The sequence below is a fragment of the Kitasatospora sp. NPDC058190 genome (assembly GCF_042883685.1).
Lineage (GTDB): Bacteria > Actinomycetota > Actinomycetes > Streptomycetales > Streptomycetaceae > Kitasatospora.
The window spans coordinates 16,105-34,390 of the sequence record NZ_JBHVVI010000005.1 but is presented as its reverse complement, the minus strand read 5'-3'; the positions used below and the strand labels follow the sequence as shown (position 1 = coordinate 34,390).

General features: G+C 72.2%; 17 protein-coding genes. 3 read left to right on the top strand and 14 right to left on the bottom strand.

Going from position 1 to position 18,286, the window contains the following annotated elements; translation table 11 throughout:
* Positions 1 to 2: 2 nt before the first annotated feature.
* From nuoH to ACFVWU_RS03375, 8 genes are all read right to left on the bottom strand, one after another.
* Positions 3 to 1,346, bottom strand: a complete 1,344-nt coding sequence (gene nuoH, locus ACFVWU_RS03410; RefSeq protein WP_387614917.1) for an NADH-quinone oxidoreductase subunit NuoH — start codon at positions 1,344 to 1,346, stop codon at positions 3 to 5.
* On the bottom strand, positions 1,343 to 3,847 hold the full coding sequence (locus ACFVWU_RS03405) for an NADH-quinone oxidoreductase subunit G (protein WP_387614914.1): 2,505 nt from the start codon (positions 3,845 to 3,847) through the stop codon (positions 1,343 to 1,345). Before ACFVWU_RS03405 ends, nuoH begins: the two co-directional genes overlap by 4 nt.
* The gene (gene nuoF, locus ACFVWU_RS03400; protein ID WP_387614911.1) at positions 3,844 to 5,205 is read right to left on the bottom strand and encodes an NADH-quinone oxidoreductase subunit NuoF; all 1,362 of its coding nucleotides are present in this window, start codon (positions 5,203 to 5,205) and stop codon (positions 3,844 to 3,846) included. The genes ACFVWU_RS03405 and nuoF overlap by 4 nt, the downstream gene beginning before the upstream one ends.
* Complete coding sequence (nuoE, locus tag ACFVWU_RS03395; protein ID WP_387614909.1) at positions 5,205 to 5,960, bottom strand: NADH-quinone oxidoreductase subunit NuoE; 756 nt, start codon at positions 5,958 to 5,960, stop codon at positions 5,205 to 5,207. The genes nuoF and nuoE overlap by 1 nt, the downstream gene beginning before the upstream one ends.
* Complete coding sequence (locus tag ACFVWU_RS03390) at positions 5,957 to 7,321, bottom strand: NADH-quinone oxidoreductase subunit D (RefSeq protein ID WP_387614907.1); 1,365 nt, start codon at positions 7,319 to 7,321, stop codon at positions 5,957 to 5,959. The genes nuoE and ACFVWU_RS03390 overlap by 4 nt, the downstream gene beginning before the upstream one ends.
* Positions 7,321 to 8,034, bottom strand: a complete 714-nt coding sequence (locus ACFVWU_RS03385) for an NADH-quinone oxidoreductase subunit C (protein WP_387614905.1) — start codon at positions 8,032 to 8,034, stop codon at positions 7,321 to 7,323. Before ACFVWU_RS03385 ends, ACFVWU_RS03390 begins: the two co-directional genes overlap by 1 nt.
* Positions 8,031 to 8,585, bottom strand: a complete 555-nt coding sequence (locus ACFVWU_RS03380; RefSeq protein ID WP_031079294.1) for an NADH-quinone oxidoreductase subunit B family protein — start codon at positions 8,583 to 8,585, stop codon at positions 8,031 to 8,033. The genes ACFVWU_RS03385 and ACFVWU_RS03380 overlap by 4 nt, the downstream gene beginning before the upstream one ends.
* Before the next feature lie 112 nt (positions 8,586 to 8,697).
* Entirely contained in the window at positions 8,698 to 9,057 is a 360-nt protein-coding gene (locus ACFVWU_RS03375) for an NADH-quinone oxidoreductase subunit A (protein ID WP_030060100.1), read from the bottom strand.
* Between the two features lie 590 nt (positions 9,058 to 9,647).
* On the opposite strand from ACFVWU_RS03375, the gene ACFVWU_RS03370 reads away from it, so the two are divergent.
* From ACFVWU_RS03370 to ACFVWU_RS03360, 3 genes are all read left to right on the top strand, one after another.
* Entirely contained in the window at positions 9,648 to 10,298 is a 651-nt protein-coding gene (locus ACFVWU_RS03370; RefSeq protein WP_387614902.1) for a TetR/AcrR family transcriptional regulator, read from the top strand.
* An 84-nt stretch (positions 10,299 to 10,382) separates the two neighbouring features.
* Complete coding sequence (locus tag ACFVWU_RS03365) at positions 10,383 to 11,093, top strand: peptidylprolyl isomerase (protein ID WP_387614899.1); 711 nt, start codon at positions 10,383 to 10,385, stop codon at positions 11,091 to 11,093.
* A gap of 73 nt (positions 11,094 to 11,166) precedes the next feature.
* Positions 11,167 to 11,553 (top strand): MazG-like family protein, encoded by a 387-nt coding sequence (locus tag ACFVWU_RS03360; protein WP_387614897.1) that lies wholly within the window; start codon positions 11,167 to 11,169, stop codon positions 11,551 to 11,553.
* On the opposite strand, the gene ACFVWU_RS03355 is transcribed toward ACFVWU_RS03360, so the two are convergent.
* The 6 genes from ACFVWU_RS03355 to ACFVWU_RS03330 form a co-directional block, all read right to left on the bottom strand.
* Complete coding sequence (locus ACFVWU_RS03355; RefSeq protein ID WP_387614894.1) at positions 11,550 to 12,860, bottom strand: geranylgeranyl reductase family protein; 1,311 nt, start codon at positions 12,858 to 12,860, stop codon at positions 11,550 to 11,552. The two genes, ACFVWU_RS03360 and ACFVWU_RS03355, sit on opposite strands and share 4 nt — an antisense overlap.
* Before the next feature lie 123 nt (positions 12,861 to 12,983).
* A complete protein-coding gene (locus tag ACFVWU_RS03350) occupies positions 12,984 to 13,679 on the bottom strand; it encodes a demethylmenaquinone methyltransferase (RefSeq protein WP_387614891.1) in 696 nt (231 codons plus the stop codon).
* Positions 13,680 to 13,747: 68 nt separating this feature from the next.
* Positions 13,748 to 14,335 carry a hypothetical protein gene (locus tag ACFVWU_RS03345; RefSeq protein WP_387614889.1) on the bottom strand — a complete coding sequence of 196 codons (588 nt, stop codon included), beginning with the start codon at positions 14,333 to 14,335 and terminating at the stop codon, positions 13,748 to 13,750.
* Between the two features lie 254 nt (positions 14,336 to 14,589).
* Entirely contained in the window at positions 14,590 to 15,222 is a 633-nt protein-coding gene (locus tag ACFVWU_RS03340) for a hypothetical protein (protein WP_387614886.1), read from the bottom strand.
* A 10-nt stretch (positions 15,223 to 15,232) separates the two neighbouring features.
* Positions 15,233 to 16,453, bottom strand: a complete 1,221-nt coding sequence (mqnC, locus tag ACFVWU_RS03335) for a cyclic dehypoxanthinyl futalosine synthase (RefSeq protein ID WP_380611238.1) — start codon at positions 16,451 to 16,453, stop codon at positions 15,233 to 15,235.
* 74 nt (positions 16,454 to 16,527) lie between these two features.
* Positions 16,528 to 18,216, bottom strand: coding sequence for a serine/threonine-protein kinase (locus tag ACFVWU_RS03330; protein WP_387614882.1), 1,689 nt, complete (start codon positions 18,214 to 18,216; stop codon positions 16,528 to 16,530).
* Positions 18,217 to 18,286: the final 70 nt, after the last annotated feature.

The window sequence follows — 18,286 nt, the reverse complement described above, 5'->3', positions numbered from 1 at the left end:
GATCAGCTCCCTTCGGAATGGTCGGCCCCGTTGAGGGCGTCCTGCAGTTGCTTCGGGGCGCGGCTGCGCCGACGCGGCACCGGCGGGAGCTCCTGGCCGGGCAGCGGCGGCACCGGGTACCCGCCCGCCATCGGGTCGAACTCGCCCTTGGGGTACGGCCCGTCCTCGGCCGCCGCGGCTTCCTCGGGCTGCTTCTTCAGGTAGTCCCGCAGCAGCGCCAGCAGCAGGATCACGCCGATCGGCGCGCCCACGTACAGCAGCACGTCGGCGAAGCCGTAGCCCTCGTTGCGCAGCGCCCGCACGCTCGCGATCAGCACCAGCCACACCAGCGAGACCGGAATCAGCACCTTCCAGCCCAGCTTCATGAACTGGTCGTAGCGGAACCGGGGCAGCGTGCCGCGCAGCCAGATGAAGAAGAACAGCAGCAGCTGGATCTTCAGCGTGATCCACAGCATCGGCCACCAGCCGTGGTTGGCGCCCTCCCAGAAGGTCGACACCGGCCAGGGGGCCCGCCAGCCGCCCAGGAACAGGGTCGAGGCCACCGCCGAGACGGTCACCATGTTGACGTACTCGGCCAGCATGAACATCGCGAACTTCAGCGAGGAGTACTCGGTGTTGAAGCCGCCGACCAGCTCGCCCTCGGCCTCCGGGAGGTCGAACGGCGCCCGGTTGGTCTCACCGACCATCGAGATGATGTAGACGATGAACGACACCGGCAGCAGCGCCGCGAACCAGGTCGGCTGCTGGTGCGCCACGATCTCCGAGGTCGACATCGAGCCCGAGTAGATGAACACCGCCGCGAAGGACAGGCCCATCGCGATCTCGTAGCTGATCATCTGCGCGGAGGAGCGCAGCCCGCCCAGCAGCGGGTAGGTCGAGCCGGAGGACCAACCGGCCAGCACGATCCCGTAGATGCCCACCGAGGCCGTCGCCAGGATGTACAGCAGCGCCACCGGGAGGTCGGTCAGCTGCAGCGGCGTCCGGGTGCCGAAGATCGACACCTCGTTGCCGGCCGGACCGAACGGGATCACCGCGAAGGCCATGAAGGCGGGGATGGCGCAGACGATCGGGGCCAGGATGTAGACCACCTTGTCCGAGCCCTTGACCACCAGGTCTTCCTTCAGCGCCAGCTTCACACCGTCCGCCAGCGACTGCAGCATGCCCCACGGGCCGTGCCGGTTCGGCCCGATGCGCAGCTGCATCCAGGCCACCACCTTGCGCTCCCAGACGATCGCGATCAGCACCGTCAGGACCAGGAACGCGAAGCAGAACACCGCCTTCAGCAGCACCAGCCACCACGGGTCCTGCCCGAAGAAGTGGAGCGTCTCGTACGGCTGCGGAGTCATCGGCCATCCCCTTCGCGGCCGGCCCCGGCCTCGTCCTCGACGGCGACCGGCTCCAGCGTGGCCGCGGCGATCGTGACCAGGTGGCCGACGGTGGTGCCGAGCGTGCGGTGGGCGCCGCCCGGCGTGGAGTTGAGCGGGATCCAGACCGTGCGGTCCGGGATCGAGTCGGTGACCTCCAGCGGCAGGATCAGCGAGCCGGCCGGGCCGGTCAGCCGCAGCGCGGCCGCCGCCTCGGCGTCGATCTCCTTCGCGGTGGCGGCCGAGATCCGGGCCACCGCCCGGTGCCGGGTGCCCGCCAGGTGCGGATCGCCCTGCTGCAGCACGCCGTTGTCCAGCAGCTGGCGCCAACCCGCCAGCACCGCCTGGCCGGTGGCCGGGCGGGGCAGCACGCCCGGGTGCGCCGCCGGGTCGGCCGCGCGGTCGCCCTGCCACGGCTCGAAGCGGTCCAGCTCCAGCCGGGCCGCCCGGACGTCCGTCAGGCCCAGCCGGTGGCCCAGCGCGTCGGCCAGCATGGTCAACACCCGCAGGTCGGACTGGAGGTGGCGGCCCATCTGCTGGTCCGGCTTGAGCGCGGCCTCGAACATTCGCACCCGGCCCTCCCAGTCCAGGAAGGTGCCCGCCTTCTCGGCCACCGCCGCCACCGGCAGCACCACGTCCGCCCGGGCCGTCACCGCGGAGGGCCGCAGCTCCAGCGACACCACGAACGGCACCGCGGCCAGGGCCTCGTCGGCCAGCGCCGGGTCCGGCAGGTCGTCCGGGTCGACCCCGCCGACCAGCAGCGCGTCCAGGTCGCCCTGGGCGGCCGCGGTCAGGATCTGGTCGGTGTCCCGGCCCGGCCGCGAGGGCAGCTCGGCCACCCCCCACACCTCGGCCGCCTCCGCCCGGGCCGCCGCAGCGGCCACCGGGCGGCCGCCGGGCAGCAGGCCCGGCAGCGCACCGGCCTCCACCGCACCGCGCTCCCCCGCCCGGCGCGGCACCCAGGCCAGCTCGGCGCCGGTCGCGTGCGCCAGCCGCAGCAGCGCCGTCAGCGCGCCCGGGACCGCGGCCAGCCGCTCGCCCGCCAGGATCACCGCGCCCGGCCGGCGCAGCAGTTCGGCCGCCTGCCCGGCCTCGTCGTTCAGCGGCTCGTCCGCCGCCAGCGCCGCGAACCACTCCGGCTCGGTGCCGGGGGCGGCCGGCAGCAGCGCGCCGCGCAGCTTGGCCAGGCCCCGGGAGGCGAAGGCCGCCACCGAGTACACCTTCAGCCCGTGGCCGCGGGTGGCCTTGCGCAGCCGCAGGAAGACGATCGGCGACTCCTCCTCCGGTTCGAGGCCGGCCAGCAGCACCGCCGGGGCCTGTTCCAGCCGCTCGTACGTCACCCCGTCGCCGGTCACGTCCACCCCGCGCCCGGCGACCGCCGCGGCCAGGAAGTCCGCCTCCTCACCGGTGTGCGGGCGGGCCCGGAAGTCCACGTCGTTGGTGCCGAGCACCACCCGGGCGAACTTGGCGTAGGCGTACGCGTCCTCGACCGTCACCCGGCCGCCGGCCAGCACCCCGGTACGGGCCCTGCGCAGCCCCTCGGCCGCCCGGGCCAGCGCCTCCGGCCAGGAGACGGGCACCAGTTCGCCGTCCTCCCGCACCAGCGGGGTGGTCAGCCGGTCCCGCAGTTGGGCGTAGCGGAAGGCGAACCGGCCCTTGTCGCAGTTCCACTCCTCGTTCACCGCCGGATCCTCGCCCGCCAGCCGGCGCAGCACCTTGCCGCGCCGGTGGTCGGTGCGCTGGGCGCAGCCCGCCGAGCAGTGCTCGCACACGCTCGGCGAGGAGACCAGGTCGAAGGGGCGCGAGCGGAAACGGTAAGCCGCCGAGGTCAGCGCGCCCACCGGGCAGATCTGGATGGTGTTCCCGGAGAAGTACGACTCGAAGTCGTCCCCCTCGCCGGTGCCGACCTGCTGCAGCGCGCCGCGCTCGACCAGGTCGATGAACGGGTCCCCGGCGATCTGCTGGGAGAAGCGGGTGCAGCGCGCGCACAGCACGCAGCGCTCCCGGTCCAGCAGCACCTGGCTGCTGATCGGCACCGGCTTCTCGTAGGTGCGCTTCATGCCCTCGAAGCGGGAGTCCGCGCCACCGGCGGACATCGCCTGGTTCTGCAGCGGGCACTCGCCGCCCTTGTCGCAGATCGGGCAGTCCAGCGGGTGGTTGATCAGCAGCAGCTCCATCACGCCGCGCTGGGCCTTCTCGGCCACCGGCGAGCTGAGCTGGGTGCGCACCACCATGCCCTCGGCGACCGGGATGGTGCAGGAGGCGACCGGCTTGCGCTGGCCCTCGATCTCGACGATGCACTGCCGGCAGGCGCCGGCCGGGTCGAGCAGCGGGTGGTCGCAGAAGCGCGGGATCTGGGTGCCGATGGTCTCGGCGGCCCGGATCACCAGGGTGCCCTTGGGGACCTGCACTTCGACGCCGTCGATGGTGAGCGTGACCAGTTCGACCGCCGTGTCGGAGGCGGTTGGCTCCGTGATCGTCACGCGTGCACCTCCCTTTCGGTGGCGGACTGGTGGCCGGGGCGGGGGCCGTCGGCCCAGACGGTGGAGGCGGCCGGGTCGAACGGGCAGCGGCGTTCGGCGAGGTGCTGCTCGTACTCGGCCCGGAAGTGCTGGAGCGAGGAGACGATCGGGCTGGCCGCGCCGTCGCCCAGCGCGCAGAAGGACTTGCCGTTGATGTTGTCGGCGATGTCGAGGAGCTTCTCCAGGTCCCCCTCGACGCCCTCGCCCGCCTCGATCCGCTCGAGCAGCTGGACCAGCCAGTAGGTGCCCTCGCGGCAGGGGGTGCACTTGCCGCAGGACTCGTGGGCGTAGAACTCGGTCCAGCGGGTGACCGCCCGCACCACGCAGGTGGTCTCGTCGAAGACCTGCAGCGCCTTGGTGCCGAGCATCGAGCCGGCCGCGCCGACACCCTCGTAGTCCAGCGGGACGTCGAGGTGCTCGTCGGTGAACATCGGGGTGGAGGAGCCGCCCGGGGTCCAGAACTTCAGCCGGTGCCCGGCGCGGATGCCGCCGCTGAGGTCCAGCAGCTGGCGCAGGGTGACGCCGAGCGGGGCCTCGTACTGGCCGGGGTTGGTGACGTGGCCGGAGAGCGAGTAGAGCGTGAAGCCGGGGGACTTCTCGGTGCCCAGGCCCTTGAACCACTCCTTGCCCCGGGTCAGGATCGGCGGCACCGAGGCGATCGACTCGACGTTGTTGACCACCGTCGGGCAGGCGTACAGGCCGGCGATCGCCGGGAACGGCGGCCGCAGCCTCGGCTGGCCGCGGCGGCCCTCCAGCGAGTCCAGCAGCGCCGTCTCCTCGCCGCAGATGTACGCGCCGGCGCCGGCGTGCACGGTGATGTCGAGGTCCACGCCGGAGCCGAGGATGTTCCGGCCCAGCAGCCCGGCCTGGTACGCCTCGGCGACGGCCGCGTGCAGCCGGCGCAGCACCGGGACGACCTCGCCGCGCAGGTAGATGAACGCGTGGTCGCAGCGGATCGCGTAGGAGGCGATGACCATGCCCTCGATCAGCGCGTGCGGGTTGGCGAACATCAGCGGGATGTCCTTGCAGGTGCCCGGTTCGGACTCGTCCGCGTTGACCACCAGGTAGTGCGGCTTGCCGTCGTTCTGCGGGATGAACTGCCACTTCATCCCGGTGGGGAAGCCCGCGCCGCCGCGGCCGCGCAGGCCGGCGTCCTTGACCAGGGCGATCACGTCGTCCGGGGGCATCGCCAGGGCCGCCTTGAGGCCCTCGTAGCCCTGGTGGCGGCGGTAGGTGGCGAGCGTCCAGGGGCGGCTGTCGTCCCAGGAGTCGGACAGGACGGGGGTGAGCAGTTTCTCGGCCGGCTCGGCGGAGGTCATCACGCTTCGGTCCCTTCCTGGCCGGGCTCCTCGTGGCGCGGGGAGACCACCTTGGTGCCGCCTGTGCCGGGCAGGGCCTCGCCCCTGGACAGGCGCAGCCCGGCCAGTGAGGGGGCGCCGCCGGCGCCGGACTCGTCGTTGGCGCCGGGGCGCTCGTCGGGGAAGCCGGCCAGGATCCGGGCGGTCTCCTTGAAGCCGCACAGCCGGGCGCCGCGGGTGGGCCGCACCTCCCGGCCGGCCCGCAGGTCGTCGACCAGCTGCTTGGCGCTCTCCGGGGTCTGGTTGTCGAAGAACTCCCAGTTGACCATCACCACGGGGGCGTAGTCGCAGGCCGCGTTGCACTCGATGTGCTCGATCGAGACCTCGCCGTCCTCGGTGGTCTCGTTGTTGCGGATGCCCAGGTGCTGCTGGAGTTCGGCGAAGATCTGGTCGCCGCCGAGCACCGCGCACAGGGTGTTGGTGCAGACCCCGACGTGGTACGTCCCGGCCGGGCGCCGCCGGTACATGGTGTAGAAGGTGGCGACGGCGGTGACCTCGGCGGTGGTGAGGTCCAGCTGCTCGGCGCAGAAGCGGATCCCGGTCGGGCTGACGAAGCCCTCCTCGGCCTGGACCAGGTGCAGCAGCGGCAGCAGCGCCGAGCGGGCCTGCGGGTAGCGGCCGATCAGCTCGGCGGCGTCGGCGGCCAGTCGGGTGCGCACCTCCTCGGGGTACGGCGGGGCCGGCAGCGCCGGTAGTCCGAGTTCGACGTTGGTCACCGGTCCACGCCTCCCATCACCGGGTCGATCCCGGCCACCGCGACGATCACGTCGGCCACCTGGCCGCCCTCGCACATCGCCGCCATCGTCTGCAGATTGGTGAACGACGGATCCCGGAAGTGGACCCGGTACGGGCGCGTCCCGCCGTCGCTGACCACGTGCACGCCCAGCTCGCCCTTGGGCGACTCGACCGCCGCGTACGCCTGGCCGACCGGGACCCGGAAGCCCTCGGTGACCAGCTTGAAGTGGTGGATCAGGGCCTCCATCGAGGTGCCCATGATCTTGCGGATGTGGTCGAGCGAGTTGCCCATCCCGTCGGGGCCGAGGGCGAGTTGGGCGGGCCAGGCGATCTTCTTGTCGGCCACCATGACCGGGCCCGGGCGCAGCCGGTCCAGGCACTGCTCGACGATCCGCAGCGACTGCTTCATCTCCTCCAGGCGGATCAGGAAGCGGCCGTAGGAGTCGGCGCTGTCCGCCGTGGCGACCTCGAACTCGTAGTTCTCGTAGCCGCAGTAGGGGTCGGTCTTGCGCAGGTCGTGCGGCAGGCCGGTGGCGCGCAGGATCGGGCCGGTGGCGCCGAGCGCCAGGCAGCCGGGCAGGTCCAGGAAGCCGACGTCGACCAGGCGGGCCTTGAACACCGGGTTGCCGGTGGCGAGTTTGTCGTACTCGTGCATCCGGGAGCGGAAGACCTTGACCGCCTCGCGGATCTGGTCGACGGCACCGGGCGGCAGGTCCTGGGCGAGGCCGCCGGGGCGCACGTACGCGTGGTTCATGCGCAGGCCGGTGACCAGCTCGAAGACGTCCAGGATCAGTTCGCGGTCCCGGAAGCCGTAGATCATCAGGGTGGTGGAGCCGATCTCCATGCCGCCGGTGGCCAGGCAGACCAGGTGCGAGGCGATCCGGTTGAGCTCCATCATCATCACCCGGATGACGTCGGCCCGCTCCGGGATGTCGTCGGTGATGCCGAGCAGCTTCTCGACCGCCAGGCAGTAGGCGGTCTCGTTGAACAGCGGGGTCAGGTAGTCCATGCGGGTCACGAAGGTGGTGCCCTGGACCCAGCTGCGGAACTCCATGTTCTTCTCGATGCCGGTGTGGAGGTAGCCGATGCCGCAGCGGGCCTCCTTCACCGTTTCGCCGTCGATCTCCAGGATCAGCCGCAGCACGCCGTGGGTGGACGGGTGCTGGGGGCCCATGTTGACGATGATGCGTTCGTCGTCGGCCCGGCCGACCGCCTCGACCACCTCGCCCCAGTCGCCGCCGGTGACGGTGAAGACCCGGCCTTCGGTGGTCTCGCGGGCCTGCGCCTCCTCGGTCGAGCCGAGGGTCTCCTCGTGGGCCTCTTCGTAGTGCTGAGCGTTCATCAGCTGTACGACCTCCGCTGGTCGGGTGCCGGGATCTGGGCGCCCTTGTACTCGACGGGGATGCCGCCGAGCGGGTAGTCCTTGCGCTGCGGGTGGCCCAGCCAGTCGTCCGGCATCATGATCCGGGTGAGCGCCGGGTGGCCGTCGAAGACGAGACCGAAGAAGTCGTAGGCCTCGCGCTCGTGCCAGTCGTTGGTCGGGTAGACGCTCACCACGGAGGGGATCCGGGGGTCGGCGTCCGGCGCGGTGACCTCCAGCCGGATCAGCCGGCCGTGGGTGATCGAGCGCAGGTGGTAGACCGCGTGCAGTTCGCGGCCCTTGTCGCCGGGGTAGTGCACGCCGCTGACGCCCAGGCACAGTTCGAAGCGCAGCGCCGGGTCGTCGCGCAGGATGCGGACGGTCCTCAGCAGGTGGTCGCGCTCGATGTGGAAGGTGAGTTCGCCGCGGTCGACCACGGTCTTCCCGATCACCTCGGCCGGGTCGAGACCCTGTTCCTCCAGGGCGCCTTCGAGCTCGTCGGCGACCTCGTCGAACCAACCGCCGTACGGGCGTTCGCTCGGGCCGGGCAGTGCGACGGGGGCGGACAGGCCGCCGAAGCCGGACGTGTCGCCGCTGCCCTGGGCGCCGAACATGCCCTGGCGGCGGCCGACCACCTCGACCGGGAGTTCGCGGACCGGCTGCTCGCGGCGGGTCTCGGGTACCTGCTCATTCATCGCAGCTGCCCCCGCATCTCGCTGATCGGGGTGGCCTTGAGGGCGAGGGCCTCGCCGAGCTCCTCGGCGCGGCGCCGGTTCACGCCCAGCGGCTCGTGCTGGATCTTGTCGTGCAGCTTCAGGATGGCGTCCATCAGCATCTCCGGGCGGGGCGGGCAGCCGGGCAGGTAGATGTCCACCGGGACGATGTGGTCGACGCCCTGGACGATCGCGTAGTTGTTGAACATCCCGCCGGAGGAGGCGCAGACGCCCATCGAGATGACCCACTTGGGGTTGGCCATCTGGTCGTACACCTGGCGCAGCACCGGGGCCATCTTCTGACTCACCCGGCCCGCGACGATCATCAGATCGGCCTGCCGGGGGGAGCCCCGGAAGACCTCCATGCCGAACCGGGCCAGGTCGTAGCGGCCGGCGCCGGTGGTCATCATCTCGATCGCGCAGCAGGCCAGACCGAAGGTGGCCGGGAAGAGTGACGCCTTGCGCACCCAGCCGGCGGCCGTCTCCACGGTCGTGAGCAGAAAGCCGCTCGGCAGCTTCTCCTCGATTCCCATCAGATCCCTCTCAATGCCCTCAAGTCGTCTGGAAGGTCGGCCGGTTCCGGCTTGTCCGCTCGTTCACAAGCGGTCGCACCGCCGGTCGACGGGTGGGGCGACCACTCCGCGCTCAGTCCCACTCCAGGCCGCCGCGGCGCCACACGTAGGCGTACGCGACGAAGACGGTGGCGATGAACAGGAGCATCTCGACCAGCCCGAAGATCCCCAGAGCGTCGAAGGTGACCGCCCAGGGGTAGAGGAAGACGATCTCGATGTCGAAGACGATGAAGAGCATCGCCGTCAGGTAGTACTTGATCGGGAACCGACCGCCGCCCACGGGCTGCGGGGTCGGCTCGATGCCGCACTCGTACGCCTCCAACTTGGCCCGGTTGTAGCGCTTGGGGCCGGTGAGTGAGGCCATCACGACGGAGCCGACCGCGAACGCCGCCGCGATGGCACCGAGTACGAGGATCGGCGCGTAGGCATTCATAGCCCCCGCTCCCTCCGTCCAGTCGTCCTTGACTGCAGATCGGAACCGGCGGGTCACGCTGAGGTGAACCCGCGCTCCAGTTCCCGAGATCCACCTCATGTGAGGCAGTTCACAAAGCCTTGGAGTGAGCGCATCCTATGCCCGTCGGCTTGTGATCTGCGACACGCAGTTCGTCGCCATCTTTGTGATCTACGACACCATGTGAATGGTGGCGAATGTGAACATGCCCAGAATTGTCGACACAAAGGAGTCAAACGATCACAACCAGTCGCATTCACCTTTGAAGTGGCTGGTCAGCGGCAGGTTCCTATATCAACTATGCGTCTCGTGAGGCAAATTTCCGGGCGCCATGTTGACGTGTTATGGCGGCTCACTCGCAGGGGTGGCGGAGGCTTGAACGTCCGCTTGACCCTTCGTTCACAAGCGCGCGAGGTCGGCACCGGGCGGGGTTCCCCGCCGTCCCGGGTGAGCCTGCTCCCCGGTCCCCATGTCCGCCTCGGCATCCGCTCGTAATGCGACTTATGTCGCATTACGATGAGCATGGCGCGACCGCCATCCCGCAGCAAGCCTTGACGCGACTGGAGTCGACTTTGACCGGAGCCACCCACCCCGCGCCGGAGCCCCGCACCCCCACCCCGCGCCCGGGCGGCCGTAGCGCCCGGGTCCGGGCGGAGGTGGTCGCCGCCACCCTCGCCGAGGTCACCGAGAAGGGGTACGACAACCTCACCGTCGAGGCGGTCGCCACCCGCTCCGGCGCCCACAAGGCCACCCTCTACCGGCGCTGGGGCGGGGTGGACGGCCTGGTCGCCGACGCCCTGGCGGCCTCCGCCGACCGGCCCTGGCCCCTGCCCGACACCGGAGACCTCCGAGAGGACCTCCGCCGGATCACGCGGGAGGTGTTCAGCGTCTTCACCGACCCGGAGCTCGGCCCCACGCCCACCGCGCTGATCTCCGCCGCCCAACGCTCCGACACCGGCGCGGCCGCCCTGCGGGCCTTCTTCGCGGCCCGCCACCGCCAGGCCGCCGAAGTCGCCGAACGGGCCGCCGCCCGGGGTGAGTTGCCCGCCGGAACGGACGGCGCCGAGGTGGTCCGGGCCGCCACCGCGCCGCTCTACTACCGGCTGTTCGTCTCCGGCGAGCCGCTGGACGCCGGCACCGCCGAGCGGGCCGCCGACGCCGCCGCCCTCGCCGCCCGCGCCGGGCTGTTCACATCCAACCCGACCACCCCGGAACAGAACTGACAAACCATCACAACGTTGCGGCCCCAGGACCCTCGGCCGTCCCACCCCCTACCGCATCCCCACCCGGCCGTGGATGATTCCTCCATGACAATCCAGCCGTCCACCACCCCCCGGAAGGCCCGTCACGTGAAGCGCAAGCACTGGGCGCTGGTCGCCGCCGCGACCGTCCTCCCGCTCGTGGCGAGCACCGGCACCGCCATCGCGGACGCCCCGGCGACCGGCGCCGCCCCCGCCGCCGGCTGCACCTACACACCGGCCGTCCCGGCCGACAACTTCAAGGGCATCCCGGTGTTCGACGCCGAGAAGGCCGCGAAGCCCTACCGCGCGACCCTGCGGACCAACCAGGGCCCGATCACCTTCGAGGCACTGACCGACAAGGCACCCTGCACCACCTTCTCGTTCCGCTTCCTCGCCGAGCACGACTACTTCGACCGCACCCACTGCCACCGGCTCACCACCCAGCGGATCTACGTCCTGCAGTGCGGCGACCCGACCGGCACGGGCAGCGGCGGTCCGGGCTACTCGTTCCCGGACGAGAACCTGACCGGCGCCACCTACCCGGCCGGCACCGTGGCCATGGCCAACGCCGGTCCGAACACCAACGGCAGCCAGTTCTTCTTCGTCTGGAAGGACACCAAGCTCTCCCCCGCCTACACGCCCTTCGGCCGGATCACCTCGGGCCTGGACGTCCTGCAGAAGATCGCCGCCGCCGGCGAGGACGACCAGAACAGCCCGGGCGACGGCTTCCCGAACGCCCCGGTGAACATCCGCCACGTGAAGATCACCAAGCGCTGACACCGGCGCCGTGCGGCTCCCGTACGGTTGCGGTACCGACCGCACCGCAGGGGACCAAGGGGAGCAGCACCGCATGGACAGCCGGATCTGGGAGAGCGTCGACCACCTGGTCGCATGGCTGGACGAGCAGAGCACCCAGTCGCCGCAGGAGGAACGCCTGCTGCGACTGCTCAAGCTCTCCGAGGAGGTCGGCGAGGTCGGCGCGGCGGTGATCGGCGCCACCGGCCAGAACCCGCGCAAGGGCGTCACCCACAGCTGGGAGGACGTCCAGCACGAGCTCTGCGACGTCGTCTTCAGCGCCCTGGTGGCCCTGCGGACGCTCACCCCGGACGCGGCCCGGGTGTTCGCCGAGCGCCTCGCCTACGTCGAACAGCGCTCCGCCGCCTCCCGCTCCGTCCCGGAGGCGGCGGAGCGGGAGGCGGCGACGGCAGCCGAGACCGCCGAGCCGGACGCGCGTTAGGCGTTGGGCGCGACCCGGGTCAGGCCGTTGATCACGCGGTCCATCGCGTCGCCGCCCTGCGGGTCGGTGAGGTTGGCGAGCAGCTTGAGGGTGAAGCGCATCAGCAGCGGCCGGGGCAGGCCGTGCTGGGCGGCCAGCTGCATCACCTTGGGGTTGCCGATGAGCTTCACGAAGGCGCGGCCCAGCGTGTAGTAGCCGCCGTACACGTCCTTGAGGATGCGCGGGTAGGCCTGCAGGGCGCGCTCGCGGCCACCGACGGTGACCCGGGCCAGGGCCTGGGTGATGACCCCGGCGGCGATCTGGCCGGATTCCATCGCGTAGGCGATGCCCTCGCCGTTGAACGGGTTGACCATGCCGCCCGCGTCGCCGACCAGCAGCAGACCGCGGGTGTAGTGCGGCTGCCGGTTGAAGGCCATCGGCAGGGCGGCGCCGCGGATCGGGCCGGTCATGTTCTCGGGGGTGTAGCCCCACTCTTCCGGCATGCTCGCGCACCAGGCCTTGAGCACCTCGCGCCAGTCCAGCTCGCCGAACGCCGAGGAGGAGTTGAGGATGCCGAGGCCGACGTTGGAGGTGCCGTCGCCCATGCCGAACACCCAGCCGTAGCCGGGCAGCAGCTTGCGCTGTCCGTCGCGGGTGTCCCACAGCTCCAGCCAGGACTCCAGGTAGTCGTCGTCGTGGCGGGGCGAGTTGAAGTAGGTGCGGTAGGCGACGCCCATCGGGCGGTCCTCACGCCGGTGCAGGCCCATGGCCAGCGAGAGCCGGGTGGAGTTGCCGTCGGCGGCGACCACCAGCGGGGCGCGGAAGGTGACCGGCCGCTTCTCCTCGCCGAGCTTGGCGGTGACGCCGACGATCCGGCCGGTGCGGTCGTCCAGGACCGGCCCGCTGACGTTGCAGCGCTCGTAGAGCCGGGCGCCGGCCTTCTCGGCCTGACGGGCCAGCAGCTCGTCGAAGTCGGCGCGCTTGCGGACCAGGCCGTAGTCCGGGAACGAGGACAGCTCGGGCCAGTCCAGCTCCAGCCGGACGCCGCCGCCGATGATGCGCAGGCCCTTGTTGTGCAGCCAGCCGTTCTCGGTGGAGACGTCGATGCCCATGTCCACCAGCTGCTTGGTGGCGCGCGGGGTCAGGCCGTCGCCGCAGACCTTCTCGCGCGGGAAGGCGGTCTTCTCCAGCAGCAGCACGTCCAGCCCGGCCTGGGCCAGGTAGTACGCGGTGGTGGAGCCGGCCGGGCCCGCGCCGACCACGATGACGTCGGCGGTGCTCTCGACCGTGCTGTCCGGCTTCGTCAGATCGGCTGCGGTCTCGGACACGTGGACACACTCCTGGTGCTGCGGCGGGGGAACGGCGGCTTTTGTCTCCGGCAGTCTAGTTCCGCTCACACCGCCGGAGACCCCCCGCGCCCTGCCGCGCCCGCCCGCGCCCTGCCGCGCCCGCTAGACGAGCTTGTAGCCCCGGTGCAGCGCCACGATCCCGCCGGTGAGGTTGCGCCAGGCGACCTTCGACCAGCCGCTCTGCTGCAGCTTGGTGGCCAGCGCGGGCTGGTCCGGCCAGACCCGGATGGACTCGGCGAGGTAGACGTACGCGTCCGGGTTGCTGCTGACGGCGGTCGCGACCGGCGGCAGCGCGCGCATCAGGTACTCGGTGTAGACAGTGCGGAACGGCGTCCAGGTCGGCGTGGAGAACTCACAGATCACCACCTTGCCGCCGGGCTTGGTGACCCGGTGCATCTCGCGCAGCGCCGCCTCGGTGTCGTGGACGTTGCGCAGCGCGAAGGAGATCGTCACCGCGTCGAAGGTGTCGTCCGCGAACGGCAGCCGGGTGGCGTCGCCGGCGGTGAGCGCCAGCTCGGGGTGACGGCGCTTGCCCTCGGCGAGCATGCCGACCGAGAAGTCACACGGGACGACCTTGGCCCCGGCCTCGACGAAGGGCAGCGAGGAGGTGCCGGTGCCGGCCCCGAGGTCGAGCACGAGGTCCCCCGGTCCGGCGGCCACCGCCTCGGCCACCGCCCGGCGCCAGGCGCGGGCCTGGCCGAGGGAGAGCACGTCGTTGGTGAGGTCGTACTTGGCCGCGACGTCGTCGAACATGGCGGCGACTTCGTGCGGCTGCTTGTCCAGAGAGGCTCGGGTCACGAACCCCATTGTTCACCCTGGAACGGACGCGCCGGTCAACGGGGCACACCGTGCGCCGTCCACCGGCGTCAGTGCGACCCGCGCCGCCCGCCCGCGCGCCGTCGGCGGCGGGAGCGCTTGCCGTGGGTGATCGCGGGCATCCCGTCGGCCAGCGCCTCGGTGGCCAGCGCGAGGTTGGCGGCGAGCCGCCCCTGCCCGGCGCGGACCGCGACGGCCCGCCGGTGCCGCCGGATGCGCAGCACGCAGATCATGAAGAGCACCACGGCCACCGGCACGCTGAACCGGGCCAGCCCCACGCCGACCGGCTGCGGGTAGGTGTCGCCGCAGATCCGTACCGCGCCCGGGTCGTCGGCCGCGTGCTCCAGGCAGACCGCGTCGCCGAGCCTGGTGCCGTCGGCCAGCGGCAGCGCGGCCGCGGTGTGCGGCTGGCCGCTCACCTTGTAGCTGACGGCGCTGTACGTGCCGCCGCCGGTCGGCAGCTGGGTGACGACGCCCTCGACTCTCACCGGGTGGGCCCCGATCCGGTCGGCCTGTTCGGCCTGGCGCCAACCGAGCAGGCACATGCCGACGGCCAGCACTGCGCTGAGCACGGCGGCGAGGTACCAACCACGGCCCAACCGCGGGGTGCGCGGCGGGGGGACGGTCGCGGTTCGCATGGTTCCTGTCCTGGCTTGCCTCCGGGGCCTGGGACACGGCCCCGCCGCCCGCGGGCACGGGTGGTGGTGTGGTGAGGGTACGGAGTGAGCTGTCCGGGATCGTATCCGCTGGCGGGCCCTCAGGTCACGGCGAAGGGGGAATCACCCCCCACGGTGGACGCCGGAGTTCGACTGCACACGAAGGAAGTCCCGTACGCGGCAAGGCGATCCGCCTACTGATGAGTACGTCACACCGGCCCGCGGCCACAGCGGCCTCAGCGCCGCCGGTACACCAACCGCCCGCCCAGCACGGTCGCCAGGGCGCCACCCGGCAGCGGCCCGGAGTTCCCCTCGTCGTCGACCGCGAACACCGCGAAGTCGGCCCGGCCACCGGCCGCCAGCCGCCCGTGCACGGCCCGCGCCAACGGCAGCACCGCCAGCGGGTCCAGCGGCCCCGCCCCGGGCTCCACCGGCCCCGGCAGCACCACCAGCCCCGAACGCGCCACCGCCGTCCGCACCGAGGCCCGCTCGAAGGGCCCGGCCACCGCCGTCACCCCGAAGCCGAGCATCCGCTGCAGCCCCCGCCGGGCACTCGCCCCGAACCGGGTCTCGTCGGCGCAGCCCACCAGTTCGTCCGTGAGCGGCTCGGAGCCGATCCCCTCCCGCGGATCCGGGTGGTAGTCCCGCTCCAGCGCCCGCTGCCCGTACGGGTTGCGCAGCCCGGGCGTGAGCACCGCCGGGCCCCAGTCCCGAACCCGCGCCGCCGGGTGCGCCGCCGCCAGCTCCGGGTACGGCCCGACGGCCTCGACCCGCTCGCCGCGCACCACCACCGCCCCGTCGGCGAAGGACGGGGCGGTGGGATCGGCCGGGTCGGGCAGCACGAGGGCCGCCCGGTGGAGGGTCAGCACCGGTGCGGGCTCAGTTGTCCAGGATCTTCAGCTCGGGGTGCGCGGTGCCGCCCTCGATCGCCGTGGAGGCGATGTGCGAGGCGACCCGCGGGTCGACCGGGTCGTTCGCCGGGTCGTCCAGCACCCGCAGGTGCTCGTACGTGGTCGAGCGCTGCGCCGGGACGCGGTCGGCGGCCCGGATCAGGTGGATCAGCTCGGTGAGGTTGGAGCGGTGCTTGGCACCGGCCGCCGAGACGACGTTCTCCTCCAGCATGACCGAGCCGAGGTCGTCCGCGCCGTAGTGCAGCGACAGCTGGCCCGCCTCCTTGCCGGTGGTGAGCCAGGAGCCCTGGATGTGGGCGACGTTGTCGAGGAACAGGCGGGCGATCGCGATCATCCGCAGGTACTCGAAGACGGTGGCCTGGGTCGAGCCCTTCAGGTGGTTGTTCTGCGGCTGGTAGGTGTACGGGATGAACGCCCGGAACCCGCCGGTGCGGTCCTGCACCTCGCGGATCATCCGCAGGTGCTCGATCCGCTCGGCGTTGGTCTCGCCGGTGCCCATCAGCATGGTGGAGGTGGACTCCACGCCGAGGCCGTGGGCGATCTCCATGATCTCCAGCCAGCGCTCGCCCGACTCCTTCAGCGGGGCGATCGCCTTGCGCGGCCGCTCCGGCAGCAGCTCGGCGCCGGCGCCCGCGAAGGAGTCCAGGCCGGCCTTGTGGATCCGGGTGATCGCCTCCTCGACGGAGACGCCCGAGATCCGGGACATGTGCTCGACCTCGGAGGCGCCCAGCGAGTGGATCACCAGCTGCGGGAACTCCGCCTTGATCGCCGAGAACGCGCGCTCGTAGTACTCCACGCCGTAGTCCGGGTGGTGGCCGCCCTGGAACATGATCTGGGTGCCGCCCAGCTCGACCGTCTCGGCGCAGCGGCGCAGGATCTCGTCGAGCTCGCGGGACCAGCCCTTGTCGCTCTTCGGCGGCACGTAGAAGGCGCAGAACTTGCACGCCGTCACGCAGACGTTGGTGTAGTTGATGTTGCGCTCGATGATGTACGTCGCGATGTGCTCGGTACCGGCGTAGCGGCGGCGGCGCACCGCGTCGGCGGCGGAGCCGAGCGCGTGCAGCGGCGCCGAGCGGTACAGCTCCAGCGCCTCCTCCGGAGTGATCCGGCCGCCGGCGGCGGCCCGGTCGAGCACGGCCTGCAGGTCGGTGCTGGACGCATCGAGGGTGGTCGCTGCGAGCTCGGTCACCTGGCGGCCTTCTCTCTTCTCAAGTGCTACTCGGGTACGGCCGAACCAGCCTACGCCAGGCGTTTCGGGCACCCTCAGCCCGCCGCCCCGTTCACCTTGCGCATCGTCCCGACCGGGTTGCCGGCCGCCGGGTCGGCGGAGCTGAACCTGATCGTCCCGTCGGCCTGCAGGGTGAGCGTCTCCGCGTCGGCGCCGCCGGTGCAGGCGCCGGGGATCGAGGAGTGCACCAGCCGGGACTGGAACACCAGCTTGGTGTCGGAGACCGACCTGAGCGTCCAGGCGCCCTCGCAGCTGATCGAGATCAGCCCGGAGAGGGCGTTGCGGCTGCTGGTGCTCTCCTGGCCGATCGCGGCCGGGCGGACGGTGAGCGTGGTGGTGCCGCCGGGCAGGCCCTTGTCGGTGACCATGTCCCCGCTCCAGGTGCCCAGGAAGGCGGCCGGCACCGCGTTCGGCCCGCCCGTCGCGGGCGCCGGGGACGACGCGGAGGCGGACGGCGCCGTCGACGGGGACGCCGACGGGGTGTCCGTCCCGCCCGGCACGAAGGCCCCCGGCGAGGCGATCGCGTCGCTCGGATCGACGGACGGAACCGGCAGCGGCCCCACGGCCGGCACCACCGGGTCGTCGCGGTGCAGCCCCTCGTACAGCCCGTACCCCACGCCCCCGAGCACCGCGGCCGTCAGCACCGCCACCGTCGCGAGCCCGACCCGTCGCCGCCACCACGGCTTGGCGGGCGTCACGGCCGGCCCGAATCCCCCGGGCGGGTGGACCCACGGGGGGAGGGTCGGAGTCGGCAGCACCTCGGCCCGGTCCTCGTCCCCGGCCGCCTCCGGTGCGGCCGCGGCCGCTTCCGTCGGCTCCTCCGGCTCGCCCTCCAGGTCCAGCAGCCGCACCGCGCTGCGCCCCACCCCCGCCGCCAGCGCCGGCGGCAGGAAGCCCCAGAGCCGGGCGGTGCCCACCCCGTCCGGGTCCAGCCGGGCGGCCAGCTGCTGCGGGGTGGGCCGCGCGGCCGGGTCCTTGGCCAGGCAGTCGAGCACGATCGCCCGCAGCGGCTCGGCCAGCCCGGCGACGTCCGGCTCCTCGTGCAGCACCCGGTAGAGCAGGACGGCGGCGCTGACCCCCTCGCCGAAGGGGTGCACGCCGGTGGCGGCGAAGGCCAGGACGGCGCCCAGCGAGAAGACGTCCCCGGCCGGTCCGACCGGCCGCCCGTTCGCCTGCTCCGGCGCCATGAAGCCCGGCGAGCCGACCACATAACCCGATCGGGTGAACCCGCTGGTCGCGTCCAGCGCCCGGGCGATCCCGAAGTCGATCAGCCGCGGCCCGTCCAGGGTCAGCAGGACGTTGGACGGTTTGACATCGCGGTGCACCAGGCCGAGCCCGTGCACGTGGACGAGCGCCTCGGCGAGCCCGACCCCGAGCGCGCGGACGGCCGGCTCGGGCAGCGGCCCGTACTCCTGGACGGCGACGGTGAGCGCGGGGCCCGCCACGTAGCCGGTGGCGACCCAGGGCTGCTCGCCCTCGGTGTCGGCGTCCAGCACGGGCGCCGTCCAGCTGCCGCCGACCCGCCGGGCGGCGGCCACCTCCTGCCGGAACCGGGCGCGGAACTCGGCGTCGTCCGCCAGCTCCGAGCGCACCACCTTGACGGCCACGGTCCGCCCGCCGGCCGTCCGACCGAGGTAGACCCGGCCCATCCCGCCCGAACCGAGCCGCCGCAGCAGCCGGTAGGCGCCCACCTGGCGCGGGTCGTCCGACCCCAGTGCCCGCATGCCCCGCACGCTCCCCTCGCACTCGCACGCACGGCCCCGGGCGGGTGCCCGGCCGCGTACGCCGCTTCCG

Bases quoted from the DNA above. Each gene is read 5' to 3' on its own strand.
- nuoH (WP_387614917.1), bottom strand. From the start codon at position 1,346: ATGACTCCGCAGCCGTACGAGACGCTCCACTTCTTCGGGCAGGACCCG.
- nuoF (WP_387614911.1), bottom strand. From the start codon at position 5,205: ATGACCTCCGCCGAGCCGGCCGAGAAACTGCTCACCCCCGTCCTGTCC.
- ACFVWU_RS03390 (WP_387614907.1), bottom strand. From the start codon at position 7,321: ATGAACGCTCAGCACTACGAAGAGGCCCACGAGGAGACCCTCGGCTCG.
- ACFVWU_RS03385 (WP_387614905.1), bottom strand. From the start codon at position 8,034: ATGAATGAGCAGGTACCCGAGACCCGCCGCGAGCAGCCGGTCCGCGAA.
- ACFVWU_RS03380 (WP_031079294.1), bottom strand. From the start codon at position 8,585: ATGGGAATCGAGGAGAAGCTGCCGAGCGGCTTTCTGCTCACGACCGTG.
- ACFVWU_RS03375 (WP_030060100.1), bottom strand. From the start codon at position 9,057: ATGAATGCCTACGCGCCGATCCTCGTACTCGGTGCCATCGCGGCGGCG.
- ACFVWU_RS03365 (WP_387614899.1), top strand. From the start codon at position 10,383: ATGACAATCCAGCCGTCCACCACCCCCCGGAAGGCCCGTCACGTGAAG.
- ACFVWU_RS03360 (WP_387614897.1), top strand. From the start codon at position 11,167: ATGGACAGCCGGATCTGGGAGAGCGTCGACCACCTGGTCGCATGGCTG.
- ACFVWU_RS03345 (WP_387614889.1), bottom strand. From the start codon at position 14,335: ATGCGAACCGCGACCGTCCCCCCGCCGCGCACCCCGCGGTTGGGCCGT.
- ACFVWU_RS03330 (WP_387614882.1), bottom strand. From the start codon at position 18,216: ATGCGGGCACTGGGGTCGGACGACCCGCGCCAGGTGGGCGCCTACCGG.